The organism is Frigoribacterium sp. Leaf44 (genome assembly GCF_001421865.1).
Lineage (GTDB): Bacteria > Actinomycetota > Actinomycetes > Actinomycetales > Microbacteriaceae > Frigoribacterium.
The window spans coordinates 760,490-785,199 of sequence record NZ_LMLG01000006.1 but is presented as its reverse complement, the minus strand read 5'-3'; the positions used below and the strand labels follow the sequence as shown (position 1 = coordinate 785,199).

Here is a 24,710-nt window from a genome sequence, read left to right as displayed (position 1 = left end):
GCTGGTGCTACTTCTTCTCCGGGCTCAACGACGAGCCCTTGTGGGCGGCCTTCGCCCCGCTCTTGTCGCTCTCGACGACGAAGTAGGGCTCGTCGTCCGAGGCCTTGAACTTCTGCCCGTCGAGCTGGAACTCCTTCACGCGCTTCTCCACGACCGTGCCGTGGGTCTCGCCCTGGGGGGTGTTCCAGGTGACGTGGTCTCCCTTGCTGAACGACATCGCGCCTCCTTGGTGTGTCGATCCGTCCGTCGGCGTCCGGTGCCGCGCGGTGGTGGCGTGGACGGTACCCCGCCCGCGCCGACCCGCCACCCAGCGTGGCGGGGTACAGGAAGCGACATCGCGACCCGTCGGGCTCAGTCAGTGAGGGCGGCGAGCGCCGCGGCGAGCCGACGGGCCCGGGTCTCGGCGGTCTTCGCCGCTCCGATCGGTTCGACCAGGGCGCGCTGCCGACTGAAGGACAGCGACTCGTAGGAGGCGCGGGCCTCGTCGTCCGCGTCGAGTGCCTCGCGCAGGTCCGCCGGCACCTCGACGACCCGCGGCTCGGTGTCGAGGGCCAGTGTGACCTCGACGTCCTGCCCGCCCACGACGCCCGACCCCGCCCGGTGCTCGGCACTGACGGGGATCAGGAACCGCCCGCCCATGCTCGCGACCGTGCTGCGGTAGGTGTACCCCTCGACCGTGACGACGACCGCCGGCTTCTTCCCCGAGGCGAGGGACTCGACGGCCTCGGGCGGCACGACGATGCCCGTCGCGTTCGTCCGAGCTTCGGCGATCGTGGTGCGGAACGTCACGGGTTCGGTCATGCCCGGATGCTAGCGAGCCGCCACCGCCGGCACCACCACCGGCGCCGCTCAGACCGAGAAGCCGCCGTCGGCCTTGAGCAGTTGGCCCGAGATCCAGCGACCCTCGGGCGACAGCAGGAAGCGCACGACCCGTCCGATGTCGGCGGGCGTGCCGAGGCGCCCGGTCGGTTGACGCTCGGTGCCGCTGGCGCGGATGGCATCGTCCATCCACCCCGTGTCGATCGGGCCGGGATTCAGCGCGTTCGACGAGACGCCCAGGTGCCCGAGCTCACGCGCCGCCGCGACGACGAGCCGGTCGAGGGCGCCCTTGCTCGACCCGTAGGGCAGGTTGTGGACGACGTGGTCGCTCGTGAGGGCGACGATGCGGGCGCCGTCGTCGAGCCGGTCGACCGGGGGCAACTGCTCGGCGAAGGCCTTGATCGCGAGCCATGCCGCACGCACGTTGACCGCGTAGTGCGCGTCCCAGCTCTCGAGCGTCGTGTCGAGGATCGACGAGTCGACGCTGTGCGAGTGCGACAGAACGAGTGCCGTCACCGGCCCCAGGTCGTCGTTCACCGCCCCGAGGAGGCGCGCGGGAGTCCCCGGGTCCCCCAGATCCGCCGGGTACACGGCCACGCGCGCACCCGTGGCCTCGAGCTCGCCGACGAGCGAGTCCACGTCGACGGCCTTGAGACCCCAGGGCATGGCGGCGTCGTAACCGTCCCAGGTGGTCAGGGCGAGGTCCCACCCGTCGGCGGCGAGCTCGTGGGCGATGCCGTTCGCGATCGAGTTCGTGCGGCCGGCACCGGTGAGCAGACAGATGTTCTTCGACATGTAGGTCTCCTTCGACATCCGCTCAGCTTGTCAGACCCATCGGCGCAGGAGGGGTCGGCGCGAGAGGGGTCAGCGCCCTCGGCGGGGTCGACTGCGGCCCGTGCCGCGCTGCGGCCCACGGCCCTTCGGCGGCGTGCGCTTCGGCTTCGCCCCGCGCGGGTCGGGAGCCGACCCCTTGCGGGCCGTGGCCTCCTGCCCGGGTTCGTCGCGCCTCCTCGATCGCGAGCTGCGGGCCGTGCGGCCCCGCACGACGCCGATGAAGTCGTCGAGGTCGTCGGTGAGCTCGCCCTCGGGCCAGACCAGCGCGATCGTGGTCGACGGCAGGTCGGCGACGTAGCGGTAGGTCACCTCTTTGCGGGCGTGCAGCCGGGCGAGGGACTGCGGCATGACGGCGACGCCGGCCCCGGTCGCGACGACGGCGACGGCATCGGCGAGCGAGAGGGACGGGTCGAGGTCGTGCCGGTGCTCGTCGGCGAACGCGGCGGCCTCGACCTCGTCCTCGACGCCGGCCGCGGTGACGGCGTGGTCCTTCGGCACGACGACGACGGCCCGCTCGTCGTAGAGCCGGATGACCGACAGCCCCTCGACCTCGATCGGCAGGCGGGCCAGGGCCATGTCGACCCGGTCGTCGCCCCGGGCGTCGTCGAGGGCGGGCACCGCGTCCGCGTCGGCGAGCGGCACGAAGGCCAGCGGGGTCTCGGGACGGCGTTCCTCCCAGAGCCTCGACCACTTGGACAGGGTGACGCCGGGCACGACCCCGATGCGGAACGGGGTGCGGGTCGGCTCGGTCGTCATGGGTCGAGGGTATCGGCCCGGTACCCTGGGCAGATGACCTCCGACGCGCCGTCCGGCAAGCAGCCGCAGACCCTCAAGCCCTTCACGGCCGCCAAGAAGCTCGGGGTGTACCTGCCGGCCACGCCCGCCGAGTTCCAGGCCGCCCCCGTCACGCGCGAGGCCTTCGCCGAGCTCAGCACGAACCCGCCCGAGTGGCTGTCCGAGCTGCGCCGCACCGGTCCCCACCCGCGACCCGTCGTCGCCCAGAAGCTCGGCATCTCGACCTCCGGCCTCGCCCGGGCCGGCGTCGACGACGTCATGACCACCGACGAGATCCACGCCCTGCTCGACGAGATGCCCGACTGGCTCCGCACCGAACGCGGCATCCACGCCGACGTGCGCGAAGAAGAACTGCGCGTGAAAGAGCGCAACGCCGGCCGCGAGGTGCTCCGCAAAGAGCGCGAGGCGAAAGAAGCCGCCGAAGGGCACTGACCCCCGCCCTGCGCTACCGTCGGCGACATGTCCTTCAACGACGACGCGCGCCTCGACGGCAGCAAGGTCAAGCGACGCGGTCGCGGTCGCACGGTGGGTGTCGCCGGCGGCGGCATCGGCATCGTCGGCCTCATCGCCGTCTTCCTCATCAGCCAGGCCACCGGCGTCGACGTGTCGGGGCTGCTCGGCGGCGGCATGGCCGGCGGTGGCGCCCAGCCGGTCAGCGAAGGCGACCTGTCCTCCGAGTGCACCACCGGCGCGCAGGCCAACGACAGCGTCGACTGCCGCATGGTCGGTGCGGCCGACTCGCTCGACGCGTACTGGGCCGCCGAGGCACCCGCCCTCGGCGTCACCGACTACCGCACCCCCGACTTCTTCCTCTTCAGCGGTTCGACCGACACCGGCTGCGGCGGCGCGACGAGCGCCACGGGCCCGTTCTACTGCCCGCCCGACGAGGCCCTCTTCGTCGACACCGACTTCTTCGAGCAGCTGCGGTCGCAGTTCGGGGCCAGCGGCGGCCCCCTCGCCCAGATGTACGTCGTCGGCCACGAGTGGGGCCACCACGTCCAGCAGCTGACCGGGGCCTTCGACCGCGCCGATCGCAGCGGCACGGGGCCGGGCTCCGACACCATCCGGCTCGAGGTGCAGGCCGACTGCTACGCCGGCGCCTGGGTCGGCGCGGCCTCCACCGTGCAGGACGCGAACGGCACCACGTTCCTCGAGCCCGTGACCGACCAGCAGGTCGCCGACGCGCTCGACGCGGCGGCGGCGGTGGGCGACGACCGCATCCAGTCCGCGAGCGGCGGCCAGGTCGATCCCGACACCTGGACGCACGGCTCGGCCGAGCAGCGCCAGAGGTGGTTCGAGACCGGCCGCAGCCAAGGCGCGACGGCCTGCGACACGTTCTCGGTGCCGACCGGCCAGCTCTGACGGCGAGGCCGACCCGCGCCTCCTGACCGGGGACACCGCCACCGCCGGCACGACGCGTCCAGGCAACTCGAAGCGAGCCCGCCGGACGACGACGACCTCGAGGGCGCACAATTCACTCACCCTCGCGACGGCACAGGCGCCGCCGCGACGACAGCAGTGGAGGCGCGTCATGGCACGACCGGGCAAGGCCATCGAGTTCGACGGGTACGGAGACGTCGCCCAGCTGCACTTCGTCGAGCAGCCGCTGCCGACACCGGCCGACGACGAGGTCGTCGTCGAGGTCATCTGCGCGGGCCTCAACCACATCGAGAACTTCATCCGGCAGGGAGACTTCGTCGACCGGCTGCCCCTCGACTTCCCGGCCCGTGAGGGCTCGTGCTTCGCGGGCATCGTGAAGAAGCGCGGCGCGGCGGTGCGCAACTTCTCGGTCGGTGCCGAGGTGCTCGGCCACGCGGTCGGCGGTGGCGCGCACGCCACCTACATCGCCGTGCCGGCCAGCGCGGTGGTGCCGAAGCCGCAGCACGTCCCGTGGGAGGTCGCCGGAGGGCTCTACCTCGCCGGGGCCACCGCGTACGACACGGTCCGCAGCCTGCACCTCGGGCCCGACGACGTGGTCGTGATCACAGCGGCGGCGGGTGGTGTCGGCCACATCGAGTGCCAGCTCGCCCTGCAGCTCGGAGCCAAGGTGATCGGCACCTGCAGCCCGGGCAACCACGACTACCTGCGCTCGATCGGCGTCGTGCCGGTCGACTACGGCGAGGGCCTGCGCGAACGCATCGACAAGGTTGCGGGCACCGACCGCCACGTGACGGCGTTCATCGACAACTTCGGCGGGGACAACCCGGCGCTCAGCGCCGACCTCGGCGTGCTGCCGGCCCGGTTCAGCTCGAGCGAGGACCGCCTCGAGCGCGAGATCCGCTTCATCGGGGCCGAGCGCGACGACACCGAACCCGCGATGATCCTGTCGGCCCTGGCAAAACTCATCGCCGAGAACAAGCTGCGCGTGCTCGTCTCGGGCTTCTACCCGTTCGACTACATCGCCCAGGCGTTCGAGGACCTCGCCGAGCAGCACTCGCGCGGCAAGGTCGTCGTGGGCATGCAGCCGGTCGAGACCGGTGCACGCTCGCACTGGTACCTGTCGGGCAAGGCGCGGGCGGTCGCCGAGTCGCTCGGCTGAGTCGCTCGCCGGCAGAGCGCAGGAGGCGCGGGTCGGCGGACCCCGTCGGCGTCAGCGGGGCAGCCGCAGCAACGCCCCCGGAGCCCTGACCGTCGCCGCGGCCACGTCCATGGCCTGCTCGAGGGCGGCCGGCCAGTCGACCGAGCCGGGTTCGCGCCGCTCGGCGAGCAGCGAGGCGACGATCGACGCGAAGGTCGCGTCGCCCGCGCCCATCGTGTCGACGACCTCGCCCTCGGCCGACGAGATGCCCCGCGTCACGTCGTTGCCGGCGGTGCCCTGCGCCGACGCGGCCAGGACCAGGCTCGCCCCGGCCGAGCCGCGGGTCGCGAGCACTCCCCCGGTGCCCGCCGCGAGGAGCGCCTCCTGCCAGTCGTCGAGCGAGCGCCCGGCGACGAGTTCGGCGTCGTCGTCGCCGATCTTGACGAGCAGGGTCGAGGCCGCGACCCGCTCGAAGCCGGCGGCGAAGTCGGCGATCTGGGCCGCCCCGCCGGGCAGGAACCCCGGCCGCGGGTTCGGGTCGACGACGAGCCGCACCGGGTCGGTGCCGACCACCCGCAGCAGCCGCTCGGTGAGCGGGGCGTCGTCGAACGGGTACGAGCTGACGGCGACCACGGGGGCGGCGGCGAGCACGGCGAGCTGTTCGGGCGAGAAGTCGAGACCGCGGGCGACGGCGGCGTCGGTGAAGACGTAGGTCGGCTCGCCGTCGACCCGCAGCGAGACCGCCCGGCCGGTGCCGAGGGGGTTGATCGTCGCGACGAGCTCGACACCGTGCTCGGCGAGGAAGGCGCGCATCGACTCGCCGTCGGCGTCGTCGCCGATCGAGGCGAGCAGCGTCGTGGGAACCCCGAGGCGGCTGAGCCCCACGGCGACGTTGAGGCCGGCCCCGCCGACGTGGTCGGTCGAGCCGTCGTCGGTGCGGAGTTCGTCGATGAGGGCGTCGCCGAGAACGGCGACCCGACCGTCGGTGGTGTCCATGGGGGTGCCTTTCGTCAGCGTGCCGGCAGCCACCCTATTGCGGCACGCGGTCGGGTCGCACTCCCCCGCTACGCTGGCCGACGTGACCGATTACGCACTGGCCGTCGACGTGGGCGGAACGAAGGTCGAGGCGGCGCTGGTCGCCTCCGACGGAACCCTGCTCGACGGCAGTCGCGACCGACGCCCCACCGGCGCCGGGTCGACGTCCGACGAACTCGCCGAGGCGGTCCGCGCGGTCGTCGCACACGCCCTCGATGCCCTGCCCGACGGTGACGTGCTGGTCGGGGCGGGCATCGGCAGCGCCGGGCCGGTCGACCTCGTGCACGGCACGGTGTCGCCGATCAACCTGCACGCCTGGCGCGGTTACCCGCTGCGCGAGCAGGTCGCGGCCCTCGCGGCCTCGACCCTGCCCGACGCCGCCCCCGTGACCCTGAGGCTCGACGGCGTCAGCCTCGCCCTCGCCGAGCACTGGGTCGGCGCCACCCAGGGTGCCGAGAACGCCCTGGCGATCACCGTCTCGACCGGTGTCGGCGGAGGCCTCATCGTCAACGGCCGCCTGCTCTCGGGAGGCACGGGCAACGCCGGCCACATCGGCCAGATCCAGATCGCCGACCGCCCCGCGGGCGAGAACGCCTGGGCGGCCACCCTCGAGGTCATCGCCTCGGGCCCGAACGTCGTCGCCTGGGCCCGTGAGCAGGGCTGGCAGGGCGAGCGCGGCGAAGACCTGGCGGCCGGCTACGTCGCGGGCGACGAGATCGCCGTCGCGGCCGTCCGCCGCTCGGCCAACGCCGTGGGCGAGGCGGTCTCGTCGGTCACGACGCTGCTCGACCTCGACGTCGTCGCGATCGGCGGCGGGTTCTCGCGCGTCAGCGACGACTACCTCGACCTGGTCCGGGCCACGGTCCAGGAGGCGCCGGTCAACGAGTACGCCCGTCGCGTCCGGGTCGTCCGCTCGGGCCTGAGCGACGAGAGCCCCTTGGTCGGGGCCGCCGCGCTCGTCTGGCGGGCCGAGCTGCTCGGCTGAGCCGCGCCTCCTGCGGTCGGTGACCCGCGCCTCCCGGGGTCGGCCGCTTCTCTGGGAACGGTCGTCGGTGGCCCGGCCTAGGCTGGGTTGCATCCCACAACGTCGTCGGAATCCGTCGCGCCCTCGGGGCGCGCACCACCACCACCGCACCACCACTCGCAGAGAGGTCATCTCATGCCCACCACCGTCCCCGTCCTGCTCACGCCGTCCGCCGGCGCCCCCTTCGAGCACTCCACCGTCGAGCTGCGCGACGTCGGTCCGAACGACGTCCAGATCGACATCGCGTTCGCCGGCATCTGCCACAGCGACATCCACCAGGCCCGCGAGGAGTGGGGCAAGGCCATCTTCCCGATGGTGCCCGGCCACGAGATCGCCGGCATCGTCACCGAGGTCGGCTCCGACGTCACCAAGCACAAGGTCGGCGACCGCGTCGGCATCGGCTGCTTCGTCGACAGCTGCCGCGAGTGCGAGAACTGCCTCGCCGGCGAGCAGCAGTTCTGCGTCAAGGGCAACGTGGCGACCTACAACGGCCGCCAGTACTCGGGCGAGCCCACCTACGGCGGCTACGCCAAGCAGATCGTCGCCGACGAGAACTACGTCCTGTCGATCCCCGAGGGCATCGCACTCGACGAGGCCGCGCCGCTGCTCTGCGCCGGCATCACCACCTACTCACCGCTGAAGCACTGGGGCACGGGCCCCGGCAAGAAGGTCGCGGTCGTCGGAATGGGCGGTCTCGGTCACATGGCCGTCAAGATCGCGCACGCCATGGGCGCCGAGGTCACCGTCATCAGCCAGACGCTGTCCAAGCAGGAGGACGGCCTCAAGCTCGGCGCCGACCACTACTACGCCTCCAGCGACCCGTCGACGTTCTCCGAGCTCAAGAACTCGTTCGACCTGATCATCAACACGATCTCGGCCGACATGGACATCGACGCCTACGCCCGCACCCTGCGCCTCAACGGCACGATGGTGTTCGTCGGCCTGCCCGAGAACCCCCAGTCGTTCCGCGCCGGGTCGCTGATCGGCGGCCGCCGCAGCCTCGCCGGCTCGAACATCGGCGGCATCCCCGAGACGCAAGAGATGCTGGACTTCTGCGCCGAGCACCACATCGGCGCCGAGATCGAGACGATCGGCGCCGACGAGGTCGACGAGGCCTACGAGCGCGTCGTCGCCAGCAAGGTCCGCTACCGCTTCGTGATCGACACCGCGACCATCTAGCACCCGCCGCACGCACGAAGGCCCCCTCCCGTCACGGGAGGGGGCCTTCGTCGATGCTGAGGGCGGACGGGCACGACCACGGGCGACCCCGGGGACGGCGGGCGACCACGGCAGCCCCCCTCCGACGAACTCGCCCGTCGGGGGTCGGCACCAGCAGACGTCAACCGGCTCCGCTACCCGGCGGGGGTGTTGAACCGACGAAGCCAACCGGCGAACTCGGCGAGCTCGTCGTCGGACCAGCCCTCGACGTGGTTGCGGAACACGGCGCGGTTCTCGTGCCGCACCTCGAGCATGCGGCTCTCGGCGCGTTCGGTGCTGCGCAGGGTCATGACACGACCGTCGGCCGCGTCGGGCACCACGTCGACGAACCCGGCCTCGCGGAGCAGCGTGACCTGCCTGCTGACCGCGCTCTTGTCCATCGCCATCGCCTTGACGATGTCGCCGGCGCTGCACGGCTGGTGCTTCATCACGTACCGCAGCACGTAGAAGGCCGTGGGGGGCACGTCCGGGTCGAAGCGCGACGCCGCCGCGGCGATCGTGCGCTTGGCCTCGACCATCATCGAGCCGATCTCGTCGACCACGCCGGCCATGAGGCCCTCGCGGCCGTCGTCGTCAGGACCCGGGAGGCGCGGTGCGGCCTGGTCGGGAGCCTCGGCCCCCGCAGGGCGCGGCACGTCGAGCACCGCGCCCTCGGGCTGGCCGTCAACGGTCGGCTGCGACATCTTTCTCCTCGACCAGGGACGAGAACACCGGGCTCTCGGCCAGTTCGTCGGCGGGTACCGGGTGACCCGCCACCTCGGCGGCGCCCGTCGCGATGATCGTGTCGATGGTACCGGTGGCGGTCGACGTGTGGCTGTGGTGACGGCGCTGCGCGTCGGCGACGCCGTCCCCTCCGTCGACGGGTGAGACGGGCGCGGGCGAACCCGACAGGCCCGAGGTCGGGTCGGACGCCGTGACGGGCGTGGAGGCCGTGGCCGGGGCGCTCGACACCGCGGGGGCCAGGCCGGCCGTGGCCGCGACTCCCTTGGCGGCCGGGGACGCGGCGTTCGCGTCGACCGGGGCCGCGCCTCCGTCGCTGTCGTCCGAGGCCGTGGCCGCCGACGAGTCGGCCGTCGGGCCGTCCGTCTTCGCCGCCGCACGCTGGAGACCGGTCTTGGTGCCGAGCTCGACGTTCGGGAGCAGGCAGACGAACACGATGGTGATGATCGCCAGCGGAGCCGCGATGAGGAACACGTCGGCGACGCCCTGACCGTAGGCCGATTCGATGATCGTCCGGATCGGGCCGGGCACGGTGCTGAGGTCGGGGATGCTCGTCGAGCCGCCGCTGCCGAGCGCGCTGGGGTCGACCCCGGCGTCGGTGAGGCCGTCGGTGATGTAGCCCGAGACCTTGGTGCCGAGGACGGCGCCCATGACCGAGACGCCGATCGTGCCGCCGAGGCTGCGGAAGAACGCGACGCTCGACGAGGCGGCACCGACGACGCTGACATCGACCGAGTTCTGCACGACGAGGACGAGGTTCTGCATCACCATGCCGATGCCGAGCCCCATCATGGCCATGAAGACGGAGACGATGGCGAAGTTGGTGTCGTACTCGATGGTCGACATCAGGAAGAGACCGGCGGCGAGCAGGATCGACCCGACGATCATGTAGGGCTTCCACTTGCCGTACTTCGAGATGAGCGCACCGGCGACCATCGACGAGATCAGCAGTCCGAGCACCATCGGCAGGGTCAGGATGCCCGCCATCGTCGGCGACTGGCCGCGCGCGAGCTGCATGTACTGGCCGAGGAACACGCTGGTGCCGAACATGGCGACGCCGACGCTGAGCGAGGCGATCACGGCGAAGGTGAACGTGCGGTTCGTGAACAGGGTGAGCGGGATGATCGGCTCCTTCGAGCGGAACTCCACGACGACGGCGAGCGCGAGCAGGACGGCAGCACCGACGCCCATCAACCAGCTGGTGGTCGAGTTCCAGTCGAACTGCTTGCCGCCGAGGGACACCCAGACGAGCAGCAGCGAGACGCCACCGGCGATGAGGCCCGCGCCCCAGTAGTCGACGACGACGGCCTTCTTGGGCTTCGGGGGCAGGTGCAGGGTGCGCTGGATGACGATGAGGGCGGCGACGCCGACGGGCACGCCGACGAAGAAGTTCCAGCGCCAGCCGATCGAGTCGGTGAGCACGCCGCCGAGCAGCGGCCCGCCGATGGTGCCGACGCTCATCACGGCGCCGAGGTAGCCCATGTACCGGCCGCGCTCACGCGGGCTGATGATGTCGCTCATGACGACCTGCACGAGGGCGGTGAGGCCACCGGCACCGAGCCCCTGGAAGACGCGGAAGGTGATCAGGGTGGCGGTGTTCTGCGAGAAACCCGCGGCGACGGAGGCGAGCACGAACAGGACGAGGGCGACTTGCAGCAGCACCTTGCGGTTCGTCAGGTCGCTGAACTTGCCCCACAGCGGCGTGCTGACGGTGGTGGCCAGCAGGGTCGCGGTGATGACCCAGGTGTACGAGGTCTGGCTGCCGTTCAGGTCGCTGACGATGCGCGGCAGCGAGGTCGACACGACGGTCGACGAGAGGATCGCCACGAGCATGCCCATCAACAGGCCCGACAGGGCCGTGAGGACTTCACGATGGCTCATGCCGGGCGCTTCGCCCGGCTCGTGGGGTGCCGCGGGCTTGGTGCCCGTGGCGGTCGTGGTCTGCGACAAGGTGCGCTCCGGTGGTTCGAGATGGTGAGGGACCGATCGCCGTTGGCCGTGTCCGTTGGTTGCAGAACGTCAACCATACGCTTTCGTTGACGATCCGCAACCATTTCACTGCAGTTGCTGCAGAAATATTTCTCGAACTCCGCGACGCGGTCGCGAGGGAACGCAGGAGGCGCGGTGCGAGTCCTCCTCGCACCGCGCCTCCGTCAGGGCCTTCCGGGTCAGCGGACCTCTTCGGGCCTCTTCTGCCGGAACATCTCGGCGGGTTGGTGGTCGCCGTTCCAGACCTGGGTGATGCCCCAGACGACGGCCATGAGCGGCACGGCGATGACGGCGCCCACGACGCCGCCGAGGATCGTGCCGGCGGTCAGCGCGACCAGGATGACGAGGCCGTGCAGCTGCAGCGTGCGGCCCATGAGCACCGGCTGCAGGAAGTTGCCCTCGAGCTGGTTGACGACGACCACGATGCCGACGACGATCAGCGCCTGGACCGGGCCGAGTGCGACGAGGGCGACGAGGGCCGCGAGGATGCCCGCGGCCGTGGCGCCCACGAGGGGGATGAACGCCGTCAGGAACACGATGACCGCGAGCGGCAGGGCCAGGGGCACCCCGACGATCCAGAGGCCGACGCCGATGCCGATCGCGTCGACCGCGGCGACCGTCGCCGTGCCACGGACGTAGCCGCCGAGCGTGGTGACCGTCTTGTCGCCGATGCGGCGGGCCCGGGCGTAGTTCTCGCCCTTGAACGGGCGGAGCAGGAACTCCCAGATGGCCGGGCCGTCCTTCAGGAAGAAGAACAGGACGACGATCATCAGGACGAGGCCGGTCGCGAAGCTGCCGACCGCCGAAGCCCCGGCGAGCGCCCCCGAGCCGAACTGCGAGCTCGTGACGAAGTCGACGGCCGCGTTGCGGACGTCGTCGATCTGCTGGTCGCTGATCGAGAACGGCAGGGTCGTGATCCAGTCCTGCAGCTTGTTGAAGCCCGAGGTGGCCGAGTCGGCGAGCGAGCTGGCCTGGCTCTCGACGGCCCACACGATCAGCCAGGCGACGAGCCCGAGGATGATCAGGACGGCGAAGAGACAGATCAGGGTCGCGAGCACCGAGGGCACCCTGTGTCGCCGCAGGAAGGCGACGACCGGCAACATGGCCGACGCGAAGATCAGCGCGAGCAGCACCGGCAGGGTGACGAGGCTCAGGCTGAGGAAGACGTAGATGACGCCGATCGCGACGATCAGGACGGCGATGATCTGCACGGCACGCGTCGCGAGCGTGCCGAAGGCGTCGGCCCAGAGGGAGTGCCGGACGGCGGCGTCCTCACGGGCCACCTCGGCTTCTTGGCTGCGGAAGAGTCCCACGGTGTCGTCCTCGTTTCTGGTGGTGCGGGGGTCGAGAGGGGCGCCGGAAGAGGCACGGTCGGGCACGGCCGCGTGCCGGTGCGCCGACGGAGGCGGCGGGGCTGATCGGCCCGACTAGGACAGCCAACCCCGTCACGAGAATATCGGGCCGGATCGGTGCCCCCGCGACCCGGCGCGCGCCTAGCGTGGGAGGCATGCCGACCTCCGTCCTCGTCGTGTCCGACACCCACGTCCCGCAGAAGGCCAAGGCCGTGCCGGGGGTCGTCTGGGCCGCGGTCGAACGGGCCGACGTCGTCGTGCACGCGGGCGACTGGACCGGCGAACCGCTGCTCGACGAGTTCGAGGCCCGCGCGCGCCTCCTGATCGGGGTCCGGGGCAACAACGACGGTGACGGGCTGCGCGTGCGCCTGCCCGAGGTCGCCCGCACGACGATCGAGGGCGTGCGCCTCGCCGTGGTGCACGAGACCGGAGCCAAGGAGGGGCGCGAGGCCCGCATGGACCGCGCCTTCCCCGAGACCGACCTGCTGCTGTTCGGGCACAGCCACATCCCGTGGGACACGACGACACCCGCGGGCCTGCGCCTGCTGAACCCGGGGTCACCCACGGACCGTCGGCGCCAGCCGCACGCCACCTACCTCACGCTGACCCTCGACGCAGGCGAGGTGCGCGACGTGGTGCTGCACGAGCTGCCCGTCGCCGCACGGGACCGCACGGGGGTGCTTCCGCACCCCCGCATGACGACCTAGCCGGCGGGCGTCTCGGCAGGGGCCGACTCGGTCGGGGTCGGCGACGGGCTGGCCGTGCCCGACTCGGTGTAGCTGTTGCCGGCCGCGGTGACGACGAAGCTGCGGAACTCCTGCACCGTGAACGGACGGCTGCCGTCGTACTTCTGGCCGTTGACCAGGACCGTCGGTGTGCCCGTCAGGGCGTCGAGGTCGCTGTTCGGCAGGGGCCCGTCGATGGCCCGCTGCGTCGACGCCGTCACCCACGAGCCGAACTCGTCGTCGTCGATGCACCTCGTGATGTCGCTCGCCTTCGTCACCCCGTCGACGCCGGTCGCGATGTCGGCGAGTTGCGAGTCGTCGAGCCCGCGGGTGCCCTCTTCGGGTTGCTGCTCGAACATGGCGGTGTTGAAGTCGAAGAACGAGTTCGGCGAGTAGTTCGCCACGCAGGCCGCCGCGTTGGCCGCCCGGTTGCTGTACTTCGTGCCGAGGGACTGGTTCGTGAGGATGGCGACCGGGTGGTACTCGACCGTCGCCGCCCCCGACTCGACGAGACCGCTGATGTAGTCGTTGTTGGCCTGCTCGAACTCGCCGCAGATGGGGCAGAGGTAGTCGAGGTAGACCACGATGTCGACCGTGTCGCTCGACGCCGTGGACGCGGACGCCGTGGGCTCGTCGTCGGGGCCGAGGGCCCCCGTCTGCACGGCCTCGAAGCCCTGACCGATCTTGATGCCGTCGCTGGCCATGTTGGCGGGGCCGGGCCCGGCCGGACGGATGCTGTTCGTGATGACCAGGACGACGCCGACGACGATGGCGATCACCACGAGGGCGAGGCCGCCCTGCAGCGCCCACTTGCCCGCGCGCTGGCGCCGCTTCTGCTTCTGGCGGGCGAGCTGGGCCTTCTGGCGGGCCGCCGCGCGCCGCTGGTTCTTGGTCAACGACGAGTCGTCGGGATTCAGGTCAGTCATGGGGCTCCGGTGCGCGACGGCCTCGCATGGTCGCGTCGAGCGGGTGGTGGGGACGGTCGCCACGAGTCGTGGCCACGAAACATGGTACGAGGCGAGCCTGGCAGAAGTCCGCCAGGCGCGGGCGAGAGAGGGTGGAGAAGAGGCGCTCCCGTGGCGATCCGAGAGATTTTCATGGCATGCTGATCGGTGGTGGTCACCGCAGACCTCTGAGGTTGATCACCGTCCATTCACAACGGATCGTCCGGCACGTACCTGCCGGTGAAGGAGAAGATCATGGCGTCAGTCACGTTCAGCAAGGCAACTCGTCTCTACCCCGGCAGCACCCGCGCCGCGGTCGACGGCATCGACCTCGAGGTCGCCGACGGCGAGTTCCTCGTCCTCGTCGGCCCCTCCGGCTGCGGCAAGTCGACCACCCTGCGCATGCTCGCGGGCCTCGAAGAGGTCAACTCGGGTGACATCTACATCGGCGACCGCAACGTCACCGACGTCCCGCCGAAGGACCGCGACATCGCGATGGTCTTCCAGAACTACGCGCTCTACCCGCACATGACGGTCGCCGAGAACATGGGCTTCGCCCTGAAGATCGCCGGCGTCGGCAAAGAAGAGCGCGCCACCCGCGTCCTCGAGGCCGCCAAGCTGCTCGACCTCGAGCCCTACCTCTCGCGCAAGCCCAAGGCCCTCTCGGGTGGTCAGCGTCAGCGCGTCGCCATGGGCCGCGCGATCGTCCGTCAGCCCCAGGTGTTCCTCATGGACGAGCCGCTGTCGAACCTCGACGCCAAGCTGCGCGTGCAGACCCGCACCCAGATCGCGTCGCTGCAGCGCCGCCTGGGCGTCACCACGGTCTACGTCACGCACGACCAGACCGAGGCCCTCACCATGGGTGACCGCATCGCGGTGCTGAAGGACGGCGTCCTGCAGCAGGTCGGCACGCCGCGCGACCTGTACGAGAAGCCGCAGAACGTCTTCGTCGCCGGCTTCATCGGTTCGCCCGCCATGAACCTGCTGCCCGCCGACGTCGTCGACGGTGGCATCCAGTTCGGCACGGCCGTCACCGCGGTCGACCGCGACACCGTCGGCCAGGCCAACGGCAAGAGCGTCACCGTGGGCGTCCGCCCCGAGGACGTCGTGGTCAACACGACCGGCGAGGGCCTCGCGGTCACCGTCGACGTCGTCGAAGAGCTCGGCGCCGACGGCTACCTCTACGGTCACACCGAGGTCGACGGCAACCGCGTCGACGTCGTCGTCCGCGTCGACGGTCGCAACCACCCGAAGCTCGGCGAGACGATCTACGTCACCCCGCAGGCGCACCACGTGCACGTCTTCGACACCGAGAGCGGCGAGCGTCTCGGCGACAAGGCCGTCGTCAGCGCCTAGCACCCCGTCGGGTCGGCCCGTCGAGTCCGGTCGGAGCATCCCTCCGATCGACCCGGCGGGCCGTCCCGCGTTCCGGCCCCGCGCCTCCTGACCTCCCCCGCCGCCTCGCCTCAGGCGGCGCTCCCCCGCACGAGAGGCCCTCATGCCCGACTCCCTCAACATCACCTCGGCCACGGCCGACCCGGCGCTGCTCGACCTGCCCTGGGCCCTGCCGCTCGAGGAATGGCCCGACGAGGCCATCGCGACCCTGCCCAAGGGCATCTCGCGGCACCTGGTGCGCTTCGCGCACCTCAGCGGCTTCGTCATCGCGATCAAGGAGACGTCGGGCGAGATGGCCCGCGGCGAGTACGAGATGCTGCGCACGCTGCAGCGCATGGACATCCCGTGCGTCGATCCGCTCGCCGTCATCACCAACCGCCAGGACGCCGACGGGTCGCCGCTCAACCCGGTGCTCGTGACGCGGCACCTCAAGTTCTCGCTGCCGTACCGGGCGCTGTACTCGCAGACGTTGCGACCCGACACGGCCCGTCGCCTCGTCGACGCGCTGGCCCTGCTGCTCGTCCGGCTGCACATCATCGGCTTCTACTGGGGCGACGTGTCGCTGTCGAACACGCTGTTCCGCCGCGACGCGGGCGCGTTCGCCGCGTACCTCGTCGACGCCGAGACCGGCAAGCTCTACCCGGGCGGCCTCTCGAACGGCCAGCGCGAGAACGACCTCGAGGTCGCCCGCGTCAACATCGCCGGCGAGCTGCTCGACCTCGAGGCCGGCGGGCGCCTCGACGACAACCTCGACCCGGTCGACGTCAGCAACGGCATCGTCGCCGCGTACCGCAGCCTCTGGACCGAGCTGACCGGTGCCGAGACCTTCGACAGCTCCGAACGTTGGCGCATCAACGACCGCGTCGAGCGCCTGAACGACCTGGGCTTCGACATCGAAGAACTGGCGATCAAGACGGCCGAGGGCGGCAGCCAGGTCAAGATCCAGCCCAAGGTCGTCGACGCGGGGCACCACTCCCGCCGCCTGCTGCGACTCACCGGCCTCGACGTGGAGGAGAACCAGGCCCGTCGCCTGCTGAACGACCTCGACGCCTACCGCATGCGCACCGACCAGTCGGACTCGGACGAAGAGATGATCGCCCACGAGTGGGCCTCGCGCGTCTTCGAACCCGTCGTGCGGTCGATCCCCCGTGACCTGCGCGGACGACTCGAACCGGCCGAGGTGTTCCACCAGCTGCTCGAGCACCGCTGGTACCAGTCGCAGGCCGAGAACCGCGACGTGCCCATCGCCGAGGCCCTCACCTCGTACATCAACGACGTGTTGCGACACCGTCGCGACGAGCAGATGGTGATCGAGCCGGCGACCGAGTCGATCACGCTGCCCGAGGCCGCCCAGCTCGAGGCCGACGAGGCCGACGCCGACGAGGACTGGCGCAGCAAGGTCTGAGGACGCAGGAGGCGCGGGCCGGCACCCAGCCGACCCGCGCCTCGTCGAGACCCGCGTCTCGCGGGTGCCCGCCTACTTCTTCTTGCGCTCGGCGCGCAGCTTCGAGATCTCGTACAGCGTGACCGAGGCCGCGATGCCGGCGTTCAGCGACTCGACGGCACCGGTGATCGGCACCGACACGATCGCGTCGCAGGTCTCGGCGACGATGCGCGACAGGCCCTTGCCCTCGCTGCCGACGACGACCACGATCGGGCGATCGGCGAGCTCGAGGCCGGGCAGCATGACGTCGCCGTCACCGTCGAGGCCCACGACGAACACGCCCTGCTCTTTGAACGACTTGAGGGTCTGCGTCAGGTTCGACGCCATCGCGACGGGGATGCGCGCGGCCGCACCGGCCGAGGTCTTCCAGGCCGACGCCGTCAGGCCGACCGAACGACGCTGCGGGACGATGACGCCCTGCCCGCCGAACGCGGCGACCGATCGGATGATCGCCCCGAGGTTGCGCGGGTCGGTGATGCCGTCGAGTGCGACGAAGAGCGGCTTCTGCTGACGCTTGACCGCGGCCTCGAGCATGTCGACGGGGTGTGCGTACTCGTACGGCGGCACCTTGAGCGCGACGCCCTGGTGCACGGAGTCGTGCCCGGTGATGCGGTCGAGCTCGGGGCGCATGACCTCGAGGATCGGCAGGCCGCGACGGGTGGCGAGCTGCAGGATCTCTTTCGTGCGCTCGTCCATCTCGATGCGGGCGGCGATGTAGAGGGTCGTCGCCGGGATGCGCGTCCGGAGGGCCTCGACGACCGAGTTGCGACCGGTGACCATCTCGTGGTCGTCGGCCGACTTCGGGCGACGTCGGGGTGCATCGGGCCCGCCGCGACCGGCGATCGGCGACCCGGCACGGGGGCCGGCTCCGCCACGACCGCGCGCCGCCTCGAGCCGGTCGCGCGCCGCCTTGGCCTTGCCCGCGGGGTGGTACGGGCGGTCCTCGGCCGCCGGAGTGGGCTTCTTGCCCTCGAGCGCCTGGCGCCCCTGTCCGCCGCTGCCGACCTGCTTGCCCTTGCTGCCCTGACGCACGGCACTGCTGCCGGGACGGCCCTTGCGTGCTCCGCTGGTGTTCTTCACTGTTCGAGGCTCCAATGCGACCCGCTGGGGGTGTCTTCGATGGTGATGCCGGCGCCCGTCAGGACGCCTCTGATCTCGTCGGCCCGCGAGAAGTCGCGATCGGCCCGGGCTTGCTGGCGTTCGGCCAAGAGTACGTCGACGAGCGCGCCGAGCGCACGGTGCGCGTCGACCTCGTCACCGGCACGCCACTCGGGCGCGGTCGGGTCGATGCCGAGCACGGCCACCATGGCGGCCACGTGCTGCCAGGAGCGCGCGGCGGTGTCGAGGTCGCCGTCGTCGAGGGCCACGTTGCCGGCCCGCACCGTGTCGTGCAGCACGGCCACGGCCTGGGGGACGTTGAGGTCGTCGTCCATCGCCTCGCCGAACTCGTCGGGCACGACGCGGGCACCGACCCCGGCGAAGCGCGTGTCGGCGAGACGGCGCTGAGCCCGCTCGAGGAACGTCTCGACGCGGTCGAGGGCTGCCTCGGCCTCGAGCAGGGCGCCCTCGTGGTAGTCGATGGTGGACCGGTAGTGCGCGGCGCTGAAGAAGTAGCGGACGACCACGGGCCGGGCCTGCGCCAGGAAGTCGGCGGCGAAGATCGAGTTGCCGAGGGACTTCGACATCTTCTGGCCCTCGACGGCGACGAGGCCGTTGTGCATCCAGTACGAGGCGAAGCCCATGCCGGCCGCGGTCGACTGCGCCAGCTCGTTCTCGTGGTGAGGGAACCGGAGGTCGAGCCCGCCGCCGTGGATGTCGAACGCCTCGCCGAGGTAGCGGGCCGACATCGCCGAGCACTCGATGTGCCAGCCGGGTCTTCCCTCGCCCCAGGGCGAGGCCCACGAGGCGGACTCGGGCTCGTCGGCCTTGTGGCCTTTCCACAGCGCGAAGTCGCGGGAGTCGCGCTTGCCCCGCGGGTCGGCGTCGGCCGCGGGTGCCATGTCGTCGATCGACTGGTTGGTCAGGGCACCGTAGGTCGGCCAGGCGGCGGTGTCGAAGTAGACGTCGCCCGAGCCGTCGGGGGCGACGTAGGCGTGCCCCTTCTCGAGCAGCGTCGTGATGATCTGCTGCATCTCGCTGACGCTGGCGGTCGCCCGGGGCTCGTAGGTCGGCGGCAGGATGCCGAGCGCCTGGTAGCCGGCGGTGAACTCGAGTTCGTAGCGGTAGGCGCGCGCCCACCACTCTTCGGTCGTGTCGGCGGCCAACGCGAGGATCTTGTCGTCGATGTCGGTGACGTTGCGCACGAGGGTGACGTCGAGGCCACGGTAGGTGAACCAGCGCCGCCAGAGGTCGTAGACCAGAGCCGAGCGCAGGTGCCCGATGTGGGGCGACGACTGGACGGTGGGTCCGCAGACGTACAGCCCCACCTGGCCGGGCACGAGCGGGACGAAGTCGACGAGCGTCTGCTGACGGGAGTCGTAGAGCCTGATGGTCACGTGATCAGCCTATTTGACGCGGCTTCTGCCGCGTCGCCGGTGGACGACCCCTCGCGCGTGACGAGCGCCGTCGCGATCACGGCCACGCCCTCGCCGCGGCCGGTGAAGCCGAGCCCGTCGGTCGTCGTGGCCGACACGCTGACCGGGGCACCCACCACGCGGGTCAGCCCGTCCTGCATCTCGACGCGACGGGACGACAGCCGGGGGCGGTTGCCGATCACCTGGACGGCGACGTTGACCGGTGCGGCCCCCGCCGCCGCGAGCAGCTCGAGGGTGGCCGTGAGGAAGACGTCGCCGGACGCCCCGGCGAACCGGGGGTCGTCGGTGCCGAAGCTCGACCCGATGTCGCCGAGACCCGCGGCCGAGAGCAGGGCGTCGACGATCGCGTGGGCGACCGCGTCGCCGTCGCTGTGGCCCGCGAGGCCCGCCTCGCCCGGGAAGTGCAGCAGCCCGAGGTGCATCGGCTGGGCCGCGTCGAACGCGTGGACGTCGGTGCCGACCCCGGTCAGGAGGCGCGGGCCGGGTCGACCGGGCGTCTCGCGCCCCGGCCCGCTCGCGTCGCTCTCGGCGACGATCGTCTCGGCCCGACGGAGGTCCCACGGGGTGGTGATCTTGAAGGCCACCGGGTCGCCCGCCACGATGCGGACGCGGTGGCCGGCGGCGGCGAAGAGCGCCGCGTCGTCCGTGTGCTCGACGGAGGCCGCCGCGTAGGCGTCGTCGAGGGCGCCTCGGGGGAAACCCTGCGGCGTCTGCATGGCGACGAGTTCGCTGCGGTCGACGGTGTCGACGACGAAGGCGGCGTCACCGTCGACGCGTTTGATCGTGTCGGTGACCGGCAGGCCCGGCACGACGCCGTCGCCGGTCGCCTCGACGGTCGTGGCGACCAGGTCGAACTGGGCGGTGGGGGTGAACGGCCGGGCGCAGTCGTGGACCAGCACCGTCTCGACGTCGGGTCCCAGGGCCGTCAGGCCGGCCGCGACGGACTGCTGTCGCGTGACACCGCCCACGACGACGGAGGCGTAACCGCGGGCCGGGCCGGCGACGGCGTCGACGAGGGCGCGGGACTCGGCGACGAGAGCCTCGGGCACGACGACGACGACCTGCGTCGGGACGACCGACGCGAAGACGGCGTCGAGAGAGCGTTCGAGGATGCTGCGTCCGGCCACCTCGACGAAGGCCTTGGGCCTGCCGAGGGCGAGGCGCGTGCCACTGCCGGCCGCAACGACGACGACCGCCCGACCGACTCCGGACGGGGTGTGGACCCCACCGTCGTCGACCGAGCGGTCGTCGGGAGTGCTAGGACGCAAGGACCTCGTCGAGGACGCTCGACGCCTTCTCTTCGTCGGTCTTCTCGGCGAGCGCGAGCTCGCTGATCAGGATCTGACGAGCCTTGGCGAGCATGCGCTTCTCGCCGGCCGAGAGGCCACGGTCCTGATCGCGACGCCAGAGGTCGCGGACGACCTCGGACACCTTGATGACGTCACCGCTGGCGAGCTTCTCGAGGTTCGCCTTGTAGCGGCGCGACCAGTTGGTCGGCTCTTCGGTGAAGGGGGCGCGGAGCACGTCGAAGACGCGGTCCAGACCTTCTTTGCCGATGACGTCTCGCACGCCGACCAGGTCGACGTTGTCTGCGGGTACTTCGATGGTCAGATCACCCTGGGTGACGCGAAGCTTGAGGTACAGCTTCTCTTCGCCCTTGATGATCCGCTTCTTGACTTCTGAAATTGTCGCTGCCCCGTGATGCGGGTATACGACGGTCTCGCCGACCTCGAACTGCATGAATCAGGCTCCATTCTGCGACACCCAGGATACCATAAGCAGTCGTTGGTAAGGCTGCCCTAAGGAACCGACCCCCGTGGGCGCGGATAAGCTGGACCACGTACGTTTGTCGTGACGCTGATCCTGGAGGACACCTGTGCGAGCCCCAACCCTGAAGTCGCGCGGCTTGACGACGCGGCTCGTCTCGGCCGCCGCCGTCGGTGCCGTGGTCGTCCTGACCGCCGCCGGGTGCAACTTCATCAGCCCGCAGGCCACCACCAAGCAGTACGACGCGAGCGACGGCACGAGCGTCAACGTCGGCGACATCCAGGTGCGCAACGCGATCGCCCTCACCGCCAGCGAGGGCGACGGCGGCACCGCCAGCCTCAGCATGGTCGTGCTCAACACGAGCGACGAGGCCGCCGAGGTATCGTTCGAGTACCCCACGACCTCGGGCAAGAAGACCCAGACCGTCGAGGTCGACGGCTCGTCGCAGGTCTCGCTCGGCACCGAGCCCGGTCAGGACCAGTTCCTCATGGAGTCCCTCGACTCCGACCCGGGTGCCCTCGTGACGATCTTCGTCCAGTACGGCACCGAGACCGGCAAGTCGTTCGTCGTGCCCGTGCTCACCGGTGCACTGGGCGAGTACGCCACCCTGCTGCCGTCGCCCACGCCGTCCCGCGACGCCGCGCCGTCGTCGACGCCCCTGCCCGAGGCGACCGAGCAGGCGCCGTCCTCGTCGCCGACGCCGTAGCGTCCCTCCCCCGTCAGCCGAGAGGCCCGGCCCGCCGTGTGCGGTGCCGGGCCTCTCGCGTCTGACGGGCACCGCGCCTCCTGGGCTCTCGACGTGGTCGGAGCGGGCCGTCGGCCCGTGCCCCGGGGTCAGGCCTCGATGCGGTAGCCGAGGCCGCGCACGGTGACGAGCGCCTTCGGCTCGGACGGTACGGCCTCGATCTTCGAGCGGATGCGCTTGATGTGCACGTCGAGGGTCTTCGTGTCGCCGAAGTAGTCCGACCCCCAGACCCGGTCGATCAACTGACCACGCGTGAGCACGCGCCCGGCGTTGCGCATGAGCAGTTCGAGCAGCTCGAACTCCTTGAGGGGCATGGCGACGTCGTCGCCGCGGACCGTCACGACGTGACGCTCGACGTCCATGCGGATGTCGCCTGCCTCGAGCATCGAGTCGGACAGGTCGTCGGGGTCGACGCGGCGGCGCAGCACGGCCCGGATGCGGGCGAGCAGCTCTCGGGTCGAGTACGGCTTCGTGACGTAGTCGTCGGCACCCAGCTCGAGGCCGACCACGATGTCCACCTCGCTGTCCTTGGCGGTGAGCATGACGATCGGCACCTGGGACTTGGTGCGGATCACGCGGCAGACCTCGGTGCCCGGGATGCCGGGGAGCATGAGGTCGAGCAGCACGAGGTCTGCTCCGGTCTTGTCGAACGCGGTGACGGCGGCGGGGCCGTCCTCGGCGACGCTCACCTGGTAGCCCTCGCGCTGCAGGATGTAGGCGAGGGGCTCGCTGAGGGACTCTTCGTCCTCGACGATCAAGATGTGGGTCATCGGGTCTCCATGGTCATCGTGTCTCCTGGTGCTCTGATGCCGAGGCGGCGGTGGTGGGGATCGAGCGGGTGACGGGGTCGACATCCGCGGCCGGGAGGCGCAGGGTGAAGGTCGAGCCCTTGCCGACCTGCGACCAGACCCGCACGTCACCGCCGTGGTTCTGCACCACGTGCTTGACGATGGCGAGCCCGAGACCCGTGCCGCCGGTCCGTCGAGACCGGGCCGGGTCGACCCGGTAGAACCGCTCGAAGACCCGGTCGAGCTCGTCGTCGGGGATGCCGTAGCCCTGGTCGGTCACGGAGACCTCGACGACCCCGCCCGTGTCGACCGTGGCCCCGATGCCGACCCGCGACCCGTCGGGCGAGTAGTTGATGGCGTTCGCGACGAGGTTGTCGACGGCCGTGACGAGCATCGCCTGGTCGCCGATCACGTGCGCGTGCTTGCCGCCCCGGACGACGAGGTCGATGCCCCGCGCCTCGGCACCCACGCGGTTGCGGTCGACGGCGGTGTCGACCACGGTGCGGACGTCGACCGAGTCGCTGGTCTCGAGGGCGTCGGTCGCCTGAAGACGCGACAACTCGATGATGTCCTGGGTGAGGCGACCGAGCCGGCCGGCCTCACGGGTCAGGCGGGCCGCGAAGTGACGCACCTGCTCGGGATCGGCCGACGCGGACTCGAGCGCCTCGGCGAGCAGGCCGACGGCGCCGATGGGCGTCTTGAGTTCGTGGCTGATGTTGGCGACGAAGTCACGGCGCATGTCGTCGAGCCGACGCCCCTCGGTGCGGTCCTCGGCGAGCACCAGCACGAATCGCCCACCGAGTGCCGCAGCCCGCACGTGCACGGCGATGGTGGCCTCGCTGCCGGGCAGGCGCGGCAGCGTGAGTTCTTCGACCACGGGGTCGCCGTGACGTCGCACCGCGTCGACGATCGTCTCGACCTCGGGGTGGACGAGGTGCTGTTGGGCCGAGACCAGTCCGAGCTGGCGCGCCGCGGCCGAGGCCTTGAGCACGTTGCCCGACGGGTCGACCACGAGGCCCGCCGACTCGAGCGCGTCGAGCACGGCGTCGATGCCGTCGGGCAGGGCGACGTCGACGAGTGCCGCGGCGCGAACGGCTCGTCGGTGGGCCGAGACGACGACCACCACGATCGCGGCGCCGACGACGACCCCGAAGGCCAGCGACAACGGCACCAGCCAGGCGGATTCCATGTCGTTCACAGTAGTGACCCCCCGGTGGGTGCATGAACGGGAGGTCGTCCCATCCGCTGTACTTTGGTCAGAGTTCAGGCGGTGATCACCGGTCGTTAACCTTCACCGGAGAGCATCGTCGGGACTGTGCGGGCGACTCTGCCCCCACGTCACGAGCCGAGCGTGCGTCCCGCACGTCGCTCACAGCCACCGTGCTCCCAGGGCCACCGAGCCCCCACGACGAGAGGGTCGAACACGACATGCGCGAGGTATTCCAGCAGGAACTCCTGGAGGTGCAGGAGCGTCTCGTCGAGATCGCGGGCCTCGTCGCCGTCTCGATCGCGAACGCGACCACGGCCTTCAACGAGTCGAACGTCTCGTTGGCCGAGCAGGTCATCGCCGACGACGACAAGATCGACGAGCGCGCCATCGCCCTCGACGAGCTGGCCATCGACATCCTGGCCCGCCAGAACCCGGTCGCCCGCGACCTCCGCATCGTGGTCAGTGCGCTGCGCATCAGCGCCTCGCTCGAGCGCATGGGCGACATGGCCGAGCACATCGCCCAGCTCGCCCGCTACCGGTTCCCCGAGAAGGTCGTGCCGAAGTCGTTGCGCCCGACCTTCAAAGAGCTCGGCGAGCTCGACGTCGCCATCGCGAACAAGCTCACCGAGCTGCTCACGACCGAGGACGTCCGCCTGGCGGAAGAGATCCGCAACGACGACGACCGCATCGACGAGCTGCACCTCAGCGTCTTCGACAAGGTGCTCGGCGAGACCTGGAAGGGCGCGGCCGTCGACACGGTCGACTCCACCCTCGCGTCGCGCTACCACGAGCGCTTCGCCGACCACGCGGTCTCGATCGCCAAGAAGGTCCAGTACCTCGCGACCGGCGACTGG

Annotated in this window: 25 protein-coding genes; 10 read left to right on the top strand and 15 right to left on the bottom strand. The window is 71.0% G+C overall.

Annotated features, from left to right (window positions below; all coding sequences use genetic code 11):
* Window positions 1-7: 7 nt before the first annotated feature.
* The 4 genes from ASE87_RS12225 to ASE87_RS12210 form a co-directional block, all read right to left on the bottom strand.
* On the bottom strand, window positions 8-217 hold the full coding sequence (locus tag ASE87_RS12225) for a DUF2945 domain-containing protein (RefSeq protein WP_056228829.1): 210 nt from the start codon (window positions 215-217) through the stop codon (window positions 8-10).
* 134 nt (window positions 218-351) lie between these two features.
* A complete protein-coding gene (locus ASE87_RS12220; RefSeq protein WP_056228826.1) occupies window positions 352-801 on the bottom strand; it encodes a YdeI/OmpD-associated family protein in 450 nt (149 codons plus the stop codon).
* A 48-nt stretch (window positions 802-849) separates the two neighbouring features.
* Complete coding sequence (locus ASE87_RS12215; protein ID WP_055974632.1) at window positions 850-1,632, bottom strand: SDR family oxidoreductase; 783 nt, start codon at window positions 1,630-1,632, stop codon at window positions 850-852.
* Between the two features lie 51 nt (window positions 1,633-1,683).
* Window positions 1,684-2,409, bottom strand: coding sequence for a LysR family transcriptional regulator substrate-binding protein (locus ASE87_RS12210; protein WP_056228822.1), 726 nt, complete (start codon window positions 2,407-2,409; stop codon window positions 1,684-1,686).
* A gap of 33 nt (window positions 2,410-2,442) precedes the next feature.
* Here ASE87_RS12210 and ASE87_RS12205 point away from each other — a divergent pair, with 33 nt between their 5' ends.
* The 3 genes from ASE87_RS12205 to ASE87_RS12195 all read left to right on the top strand — a co-directional run bounded on the left by ASE87_RS12205 (window position 2,443) and on the right by ASE87_RS12195 (window position 4,987).
* Window positions 2,443-2,880: a DUF5997 family protein gene (locus ASE87_RS12205; protein WP_043597192.1), complete on the top strand. Its 438-nt coding sequence runs from the start codon at window positions 2,443-2,445 to the stop codon at window positions 2,878-2,880.
* A 27-nt stretch (window positions 2,881-2,907) separates the two neighbouring features.
* Window positions 2,908-3,810: a neutral zinc metallopeptidase gene (locus ASE87_RS12200; RefSeq protein ID WP_056228819.1), complete on the top strand. Its 903-nt coding sequence runs from the start codon at window positions 2,908-2,910 to the stop codon at window positions 3,808-3,810.
* A 169-nt stretch (window positions 3,811-3,979) separates the two neighbouring features.
* Entirely contained in the window at window positions 3,980-4,987 is a 1,008-nt protein-coding gene (locus tag ASE87_RS12195) for an NADP-dependent oxidoreductase (RefSeq protein WP_056228817.1), read from the top strand.
* A gap of 51 nt (window positions 4,988-5,038) precedes the next feature.
* On the opposite strand, the gene ASE87_RS12190 is transcribed toward ASE87_RS12195, so the two are convergent.
* Window positions 5,039-5,962 carry a carbohydrate kinase family protein gene (locus tag ASE87_RS12190; protein ID WP_056228814.1) on the bottom strand — a complete coding sequence of 308 codons (924 nt, stop codon included), beginning with the start codon at window positions 5,960-5,962 and terminating at the stop codon, window positions 5,039-5,041.
* Window positions 5,963-6,044: 82 nt separating this feature from the next.
* Here ASE87_RS12190 and ASE87_RS12185 point away from each other — a divergent pair, with 82 nt between their 5' ends.
* Window positions 6,045-6,986, top strand: coding sequence for an ROK family protein (locus tag ASE87_RS12185; protein ID WP_056229601.1), 942 nt, complete (start codon window positions 6,045-6,047; stop codon window positions 6,984-6,986).
* Between the two features lie 174 nt (window positions 6,987-7,160).
* The gene (locus tag ASE87_RS12180; protein ID WP_056228813.1) at window positions 7,161-8,204 is read left to right on the top strand and encodes an NAD(P)-dependent alcohol dehydrogenase; all 1,044 of its coding nucleotides are present in this window, start codon (window positions 7,161-7,163) and stop codon (window positions 8,202-8,204) included.
* 173 nt (window positions 8,205-8,377) lie between these two features.
* Here ASE87_RS12180 and ASE87_RS12175 read toward each other — a convergent pair whose 3' ends face one another.
* The 3 genes from ASE87_RS12175 to ASE87_RS12165 form a co-directional block, all read right to left on the bottom strand.
* Complete coding sequence (locus ASE87_RS12175; RefSeq protein WP_052505442.1) at window positions 8,378-8,926, bottom strand: MarR family winged helix-turn-helix transcriptional regulator; 549 nt, start codon at window positions 8,924-8,926, stop codon at window positions 8,378-8,380.
* Window positions 8,907-10,844: an MDR family MFS transporter gene (locus tag ASE87_RS12170; protein ID WP_082452671.1), complete on the bottom strand. Its 1,938-nt coding sequence runs from the start codon at window positions 10,842-10,844 to the stop codon at window positions 8,907-8,909. The genes ASE87_RS12175 and ASE87_RS12170 overlap by 20 nt, the downstream gene beginning before the upstream one ends.
* A gap of 287 nt (window positions 10,845-11,131) precedes the next feature.
* A complete protein-coding gene (locus ASE87_RS12165; protein WP_056228812.1) occupies window positions 11,132-12,265 on the bottom strand; it encodes an AI-2E family transporter in 1,134 nt (377 codons plus the stop codon).
* Window positions 12,266-12,459: 194 nt separating this feature from the next.
* Here ASE87_RS12165 and ASE87_RS12160 point away from each other — a divergent pair, with 194 nt between their 5' ends.
* Window positions 12,460-13,011 (top strand): metallophosphoesterase, encoded by a 552-nt coding sequence (locus tag ASE87_RS12160; RefSeq protein WP_056228809.1) that lies wholly within the window; start codon window positions 12,460-12,462, stop codon window positions 13,009-13,011.
* Here ASE87_RS12160 and ASE87_RS12155 read toward each other — a convergent pair.
* Entirely contained in the window at window positions 13,008-13,955 is a 948-nt protein-coding gene (locus tag ASE87_RS12155) for a thioredoxin domain-containing protein (RefSeq protein ID WP_043597205.1), read from the bottom strand. The two genes, ASE87_RS12160 and ASE87_RS12155, sit on opposite strands and share 4 nt — an antisense overlap.
* 273 nt (window positions 13,956-14,228) lie before the next feature.
* Between ASE87_RS12155 and ASE87_RS12150 the strand changes: the two genes are divergently transcribed.
* Together ASE87_RS12150 and ASE87_RS12145 are read left to right on the top strand one after the other, a co-directional pair.
* A complete protein-coding gene (locus tag ASE87_RS12150; RefSeq protein ID WP_043597318.1) occupies window positions 14,229-15,329 on the top strand; it encodes an ABC transporter ATP-binding protein in 1,101 nt (366 codons plus the stop codon).
* A gap of 142 nt (window positions 15,330-15,471) precedes the next feature.
* Window positions 15,472-16,773, top strand: coding sequence for a DUF4032 domain-containing protein (locus ASE87_RS12145; protein WP_056228806.1), 1,302 nt, complete (start codon window positions 15,472-15,474; stop codon window positions 16,771-16,773).
* A 72-nt stretch (window positions 16,774-16,845) separates the two neighbouring features.
* Here ASE87_RS12145 and rlmB read toward each other — a convergent pair whose 3' ends face one another.
* From rlmB to ASE87_RS12125, 4 genes are read right to left on the bottom strand one after another with little or no spacing between them, the layout of a single operon-like run.
* Window positions 16,846-17,892 (bottom strand): 23S rRNA (guanosine(2251)-2'-O)-methyltransferase RlmB, encoded by a 1,047-nt coding sequence (gene rlmB, locus ASE87_RS12140; RefSeq protein WP_043597208.1) that lies wholly within the window; start codon window positions 17,890-17,892, stop codon window positions 16,846-16,848.
* A complete protein-coding gene (gene cysS / locus ASE87_RS12135; RefSeq protein WP_056228803.1) occupies window positions 17,889-19,307 on the bottom strand; it encodes a cysteine--tRNA ligase in 1,419 nt (472 codons plus the stop codon). The genes rlmB and cysS overlap by 4 nt, the downstream gene beginning before the upstream one ends.
* Window positions 19,304-20,614 carry a 2-C-methyl-D-erythritol 4-phosphate cytidylyltransferase gene (gene ispD / locus ASE87_RS12130; protein WP_056228800.1) on the bottom strand — a complete coding sequence of 437 codons (1,311 nt, stop codon included), beginning with the start codon at window positions 20,612-20,614 and terminating at the stop codon, window positions 19,304-19,306. Before ispD ends, cysS begins: the two co-directional genes overlap by 4 nt.
* Window positions 20,604-21,086 (bottom strand): CarD family transcriptional regulator, encoded by a 483-nt coding sequence (locus ASE87_RS12125; protein ID WP_043597211.1) that lies wholly within the window; start codon window positions 21,084-21,086, stop codon window positions 20,604-20,606. The genes ispD and ASE87_RS12125 overlap by 11 nt, the downstream gene beginning before the upstream one ends.
* A 136-nt stretch (window positions 21,087-21,222) precedes the next feature.
* Here ASE87_RS12125 and ASE87_RS12120 point away from each other — a divergent pair, with 136 nt between their 5' ends.
* On the top strand, window positions 21,223-21,819 hold the full coding sequence (locus tag ASE87_RS12120) for a hypothetical protein (RefSeq protein WP_192118921.1): 597 nt from the start codon (window positions 21,223-21,225) through the stop codon (window positions 21,817-21,819).
* A 128-nt stretch (window positions 21,820-21,947) separates the two neighbouring features.
* Here ASE87_RS12120 and ASE87_RS12115 read toward each other — a convergent pair whose 3' ends face one another.
* Complete coding sequence (locus ASE87_RS12115) at window positions 21,948-22,628, bottom strand: response regulator transcription factor (protein WP_043597216.1); 681 nt, start codon at window positions 22,626-22,628, stop codon at window positions 21,948-21,950.
* A 13-nt stretch (window positions 22,629-22,641) separates the two neighbouring features.
* Window positions 22,642-23,835: a cell wall metabolism sensor histidine kinase WalK gene (locus tag ASE87_RS12110; protein WP_056229599.1), complete on the bottom strand. Its 1,194-nt coding sequence runs from the start codon at window positions 23,833-23,835 to the stop codon at window positions 22,642-22,644.
* A 239-nt stretch (window positions 23,836-24,074) separates the two neighbouring features.
* On the opposite strand from ASE87_RS12110, the gene phoU reads away from it, so the two are divergent.
* On the top strand, window positions 24,075-24,710 hold a 636-nt coding region (phoU, locus tag ASE87_RS12105), incomplete at its 3' end, for a phosphate signaling complex protein PhoU (protein WP_056228797.1).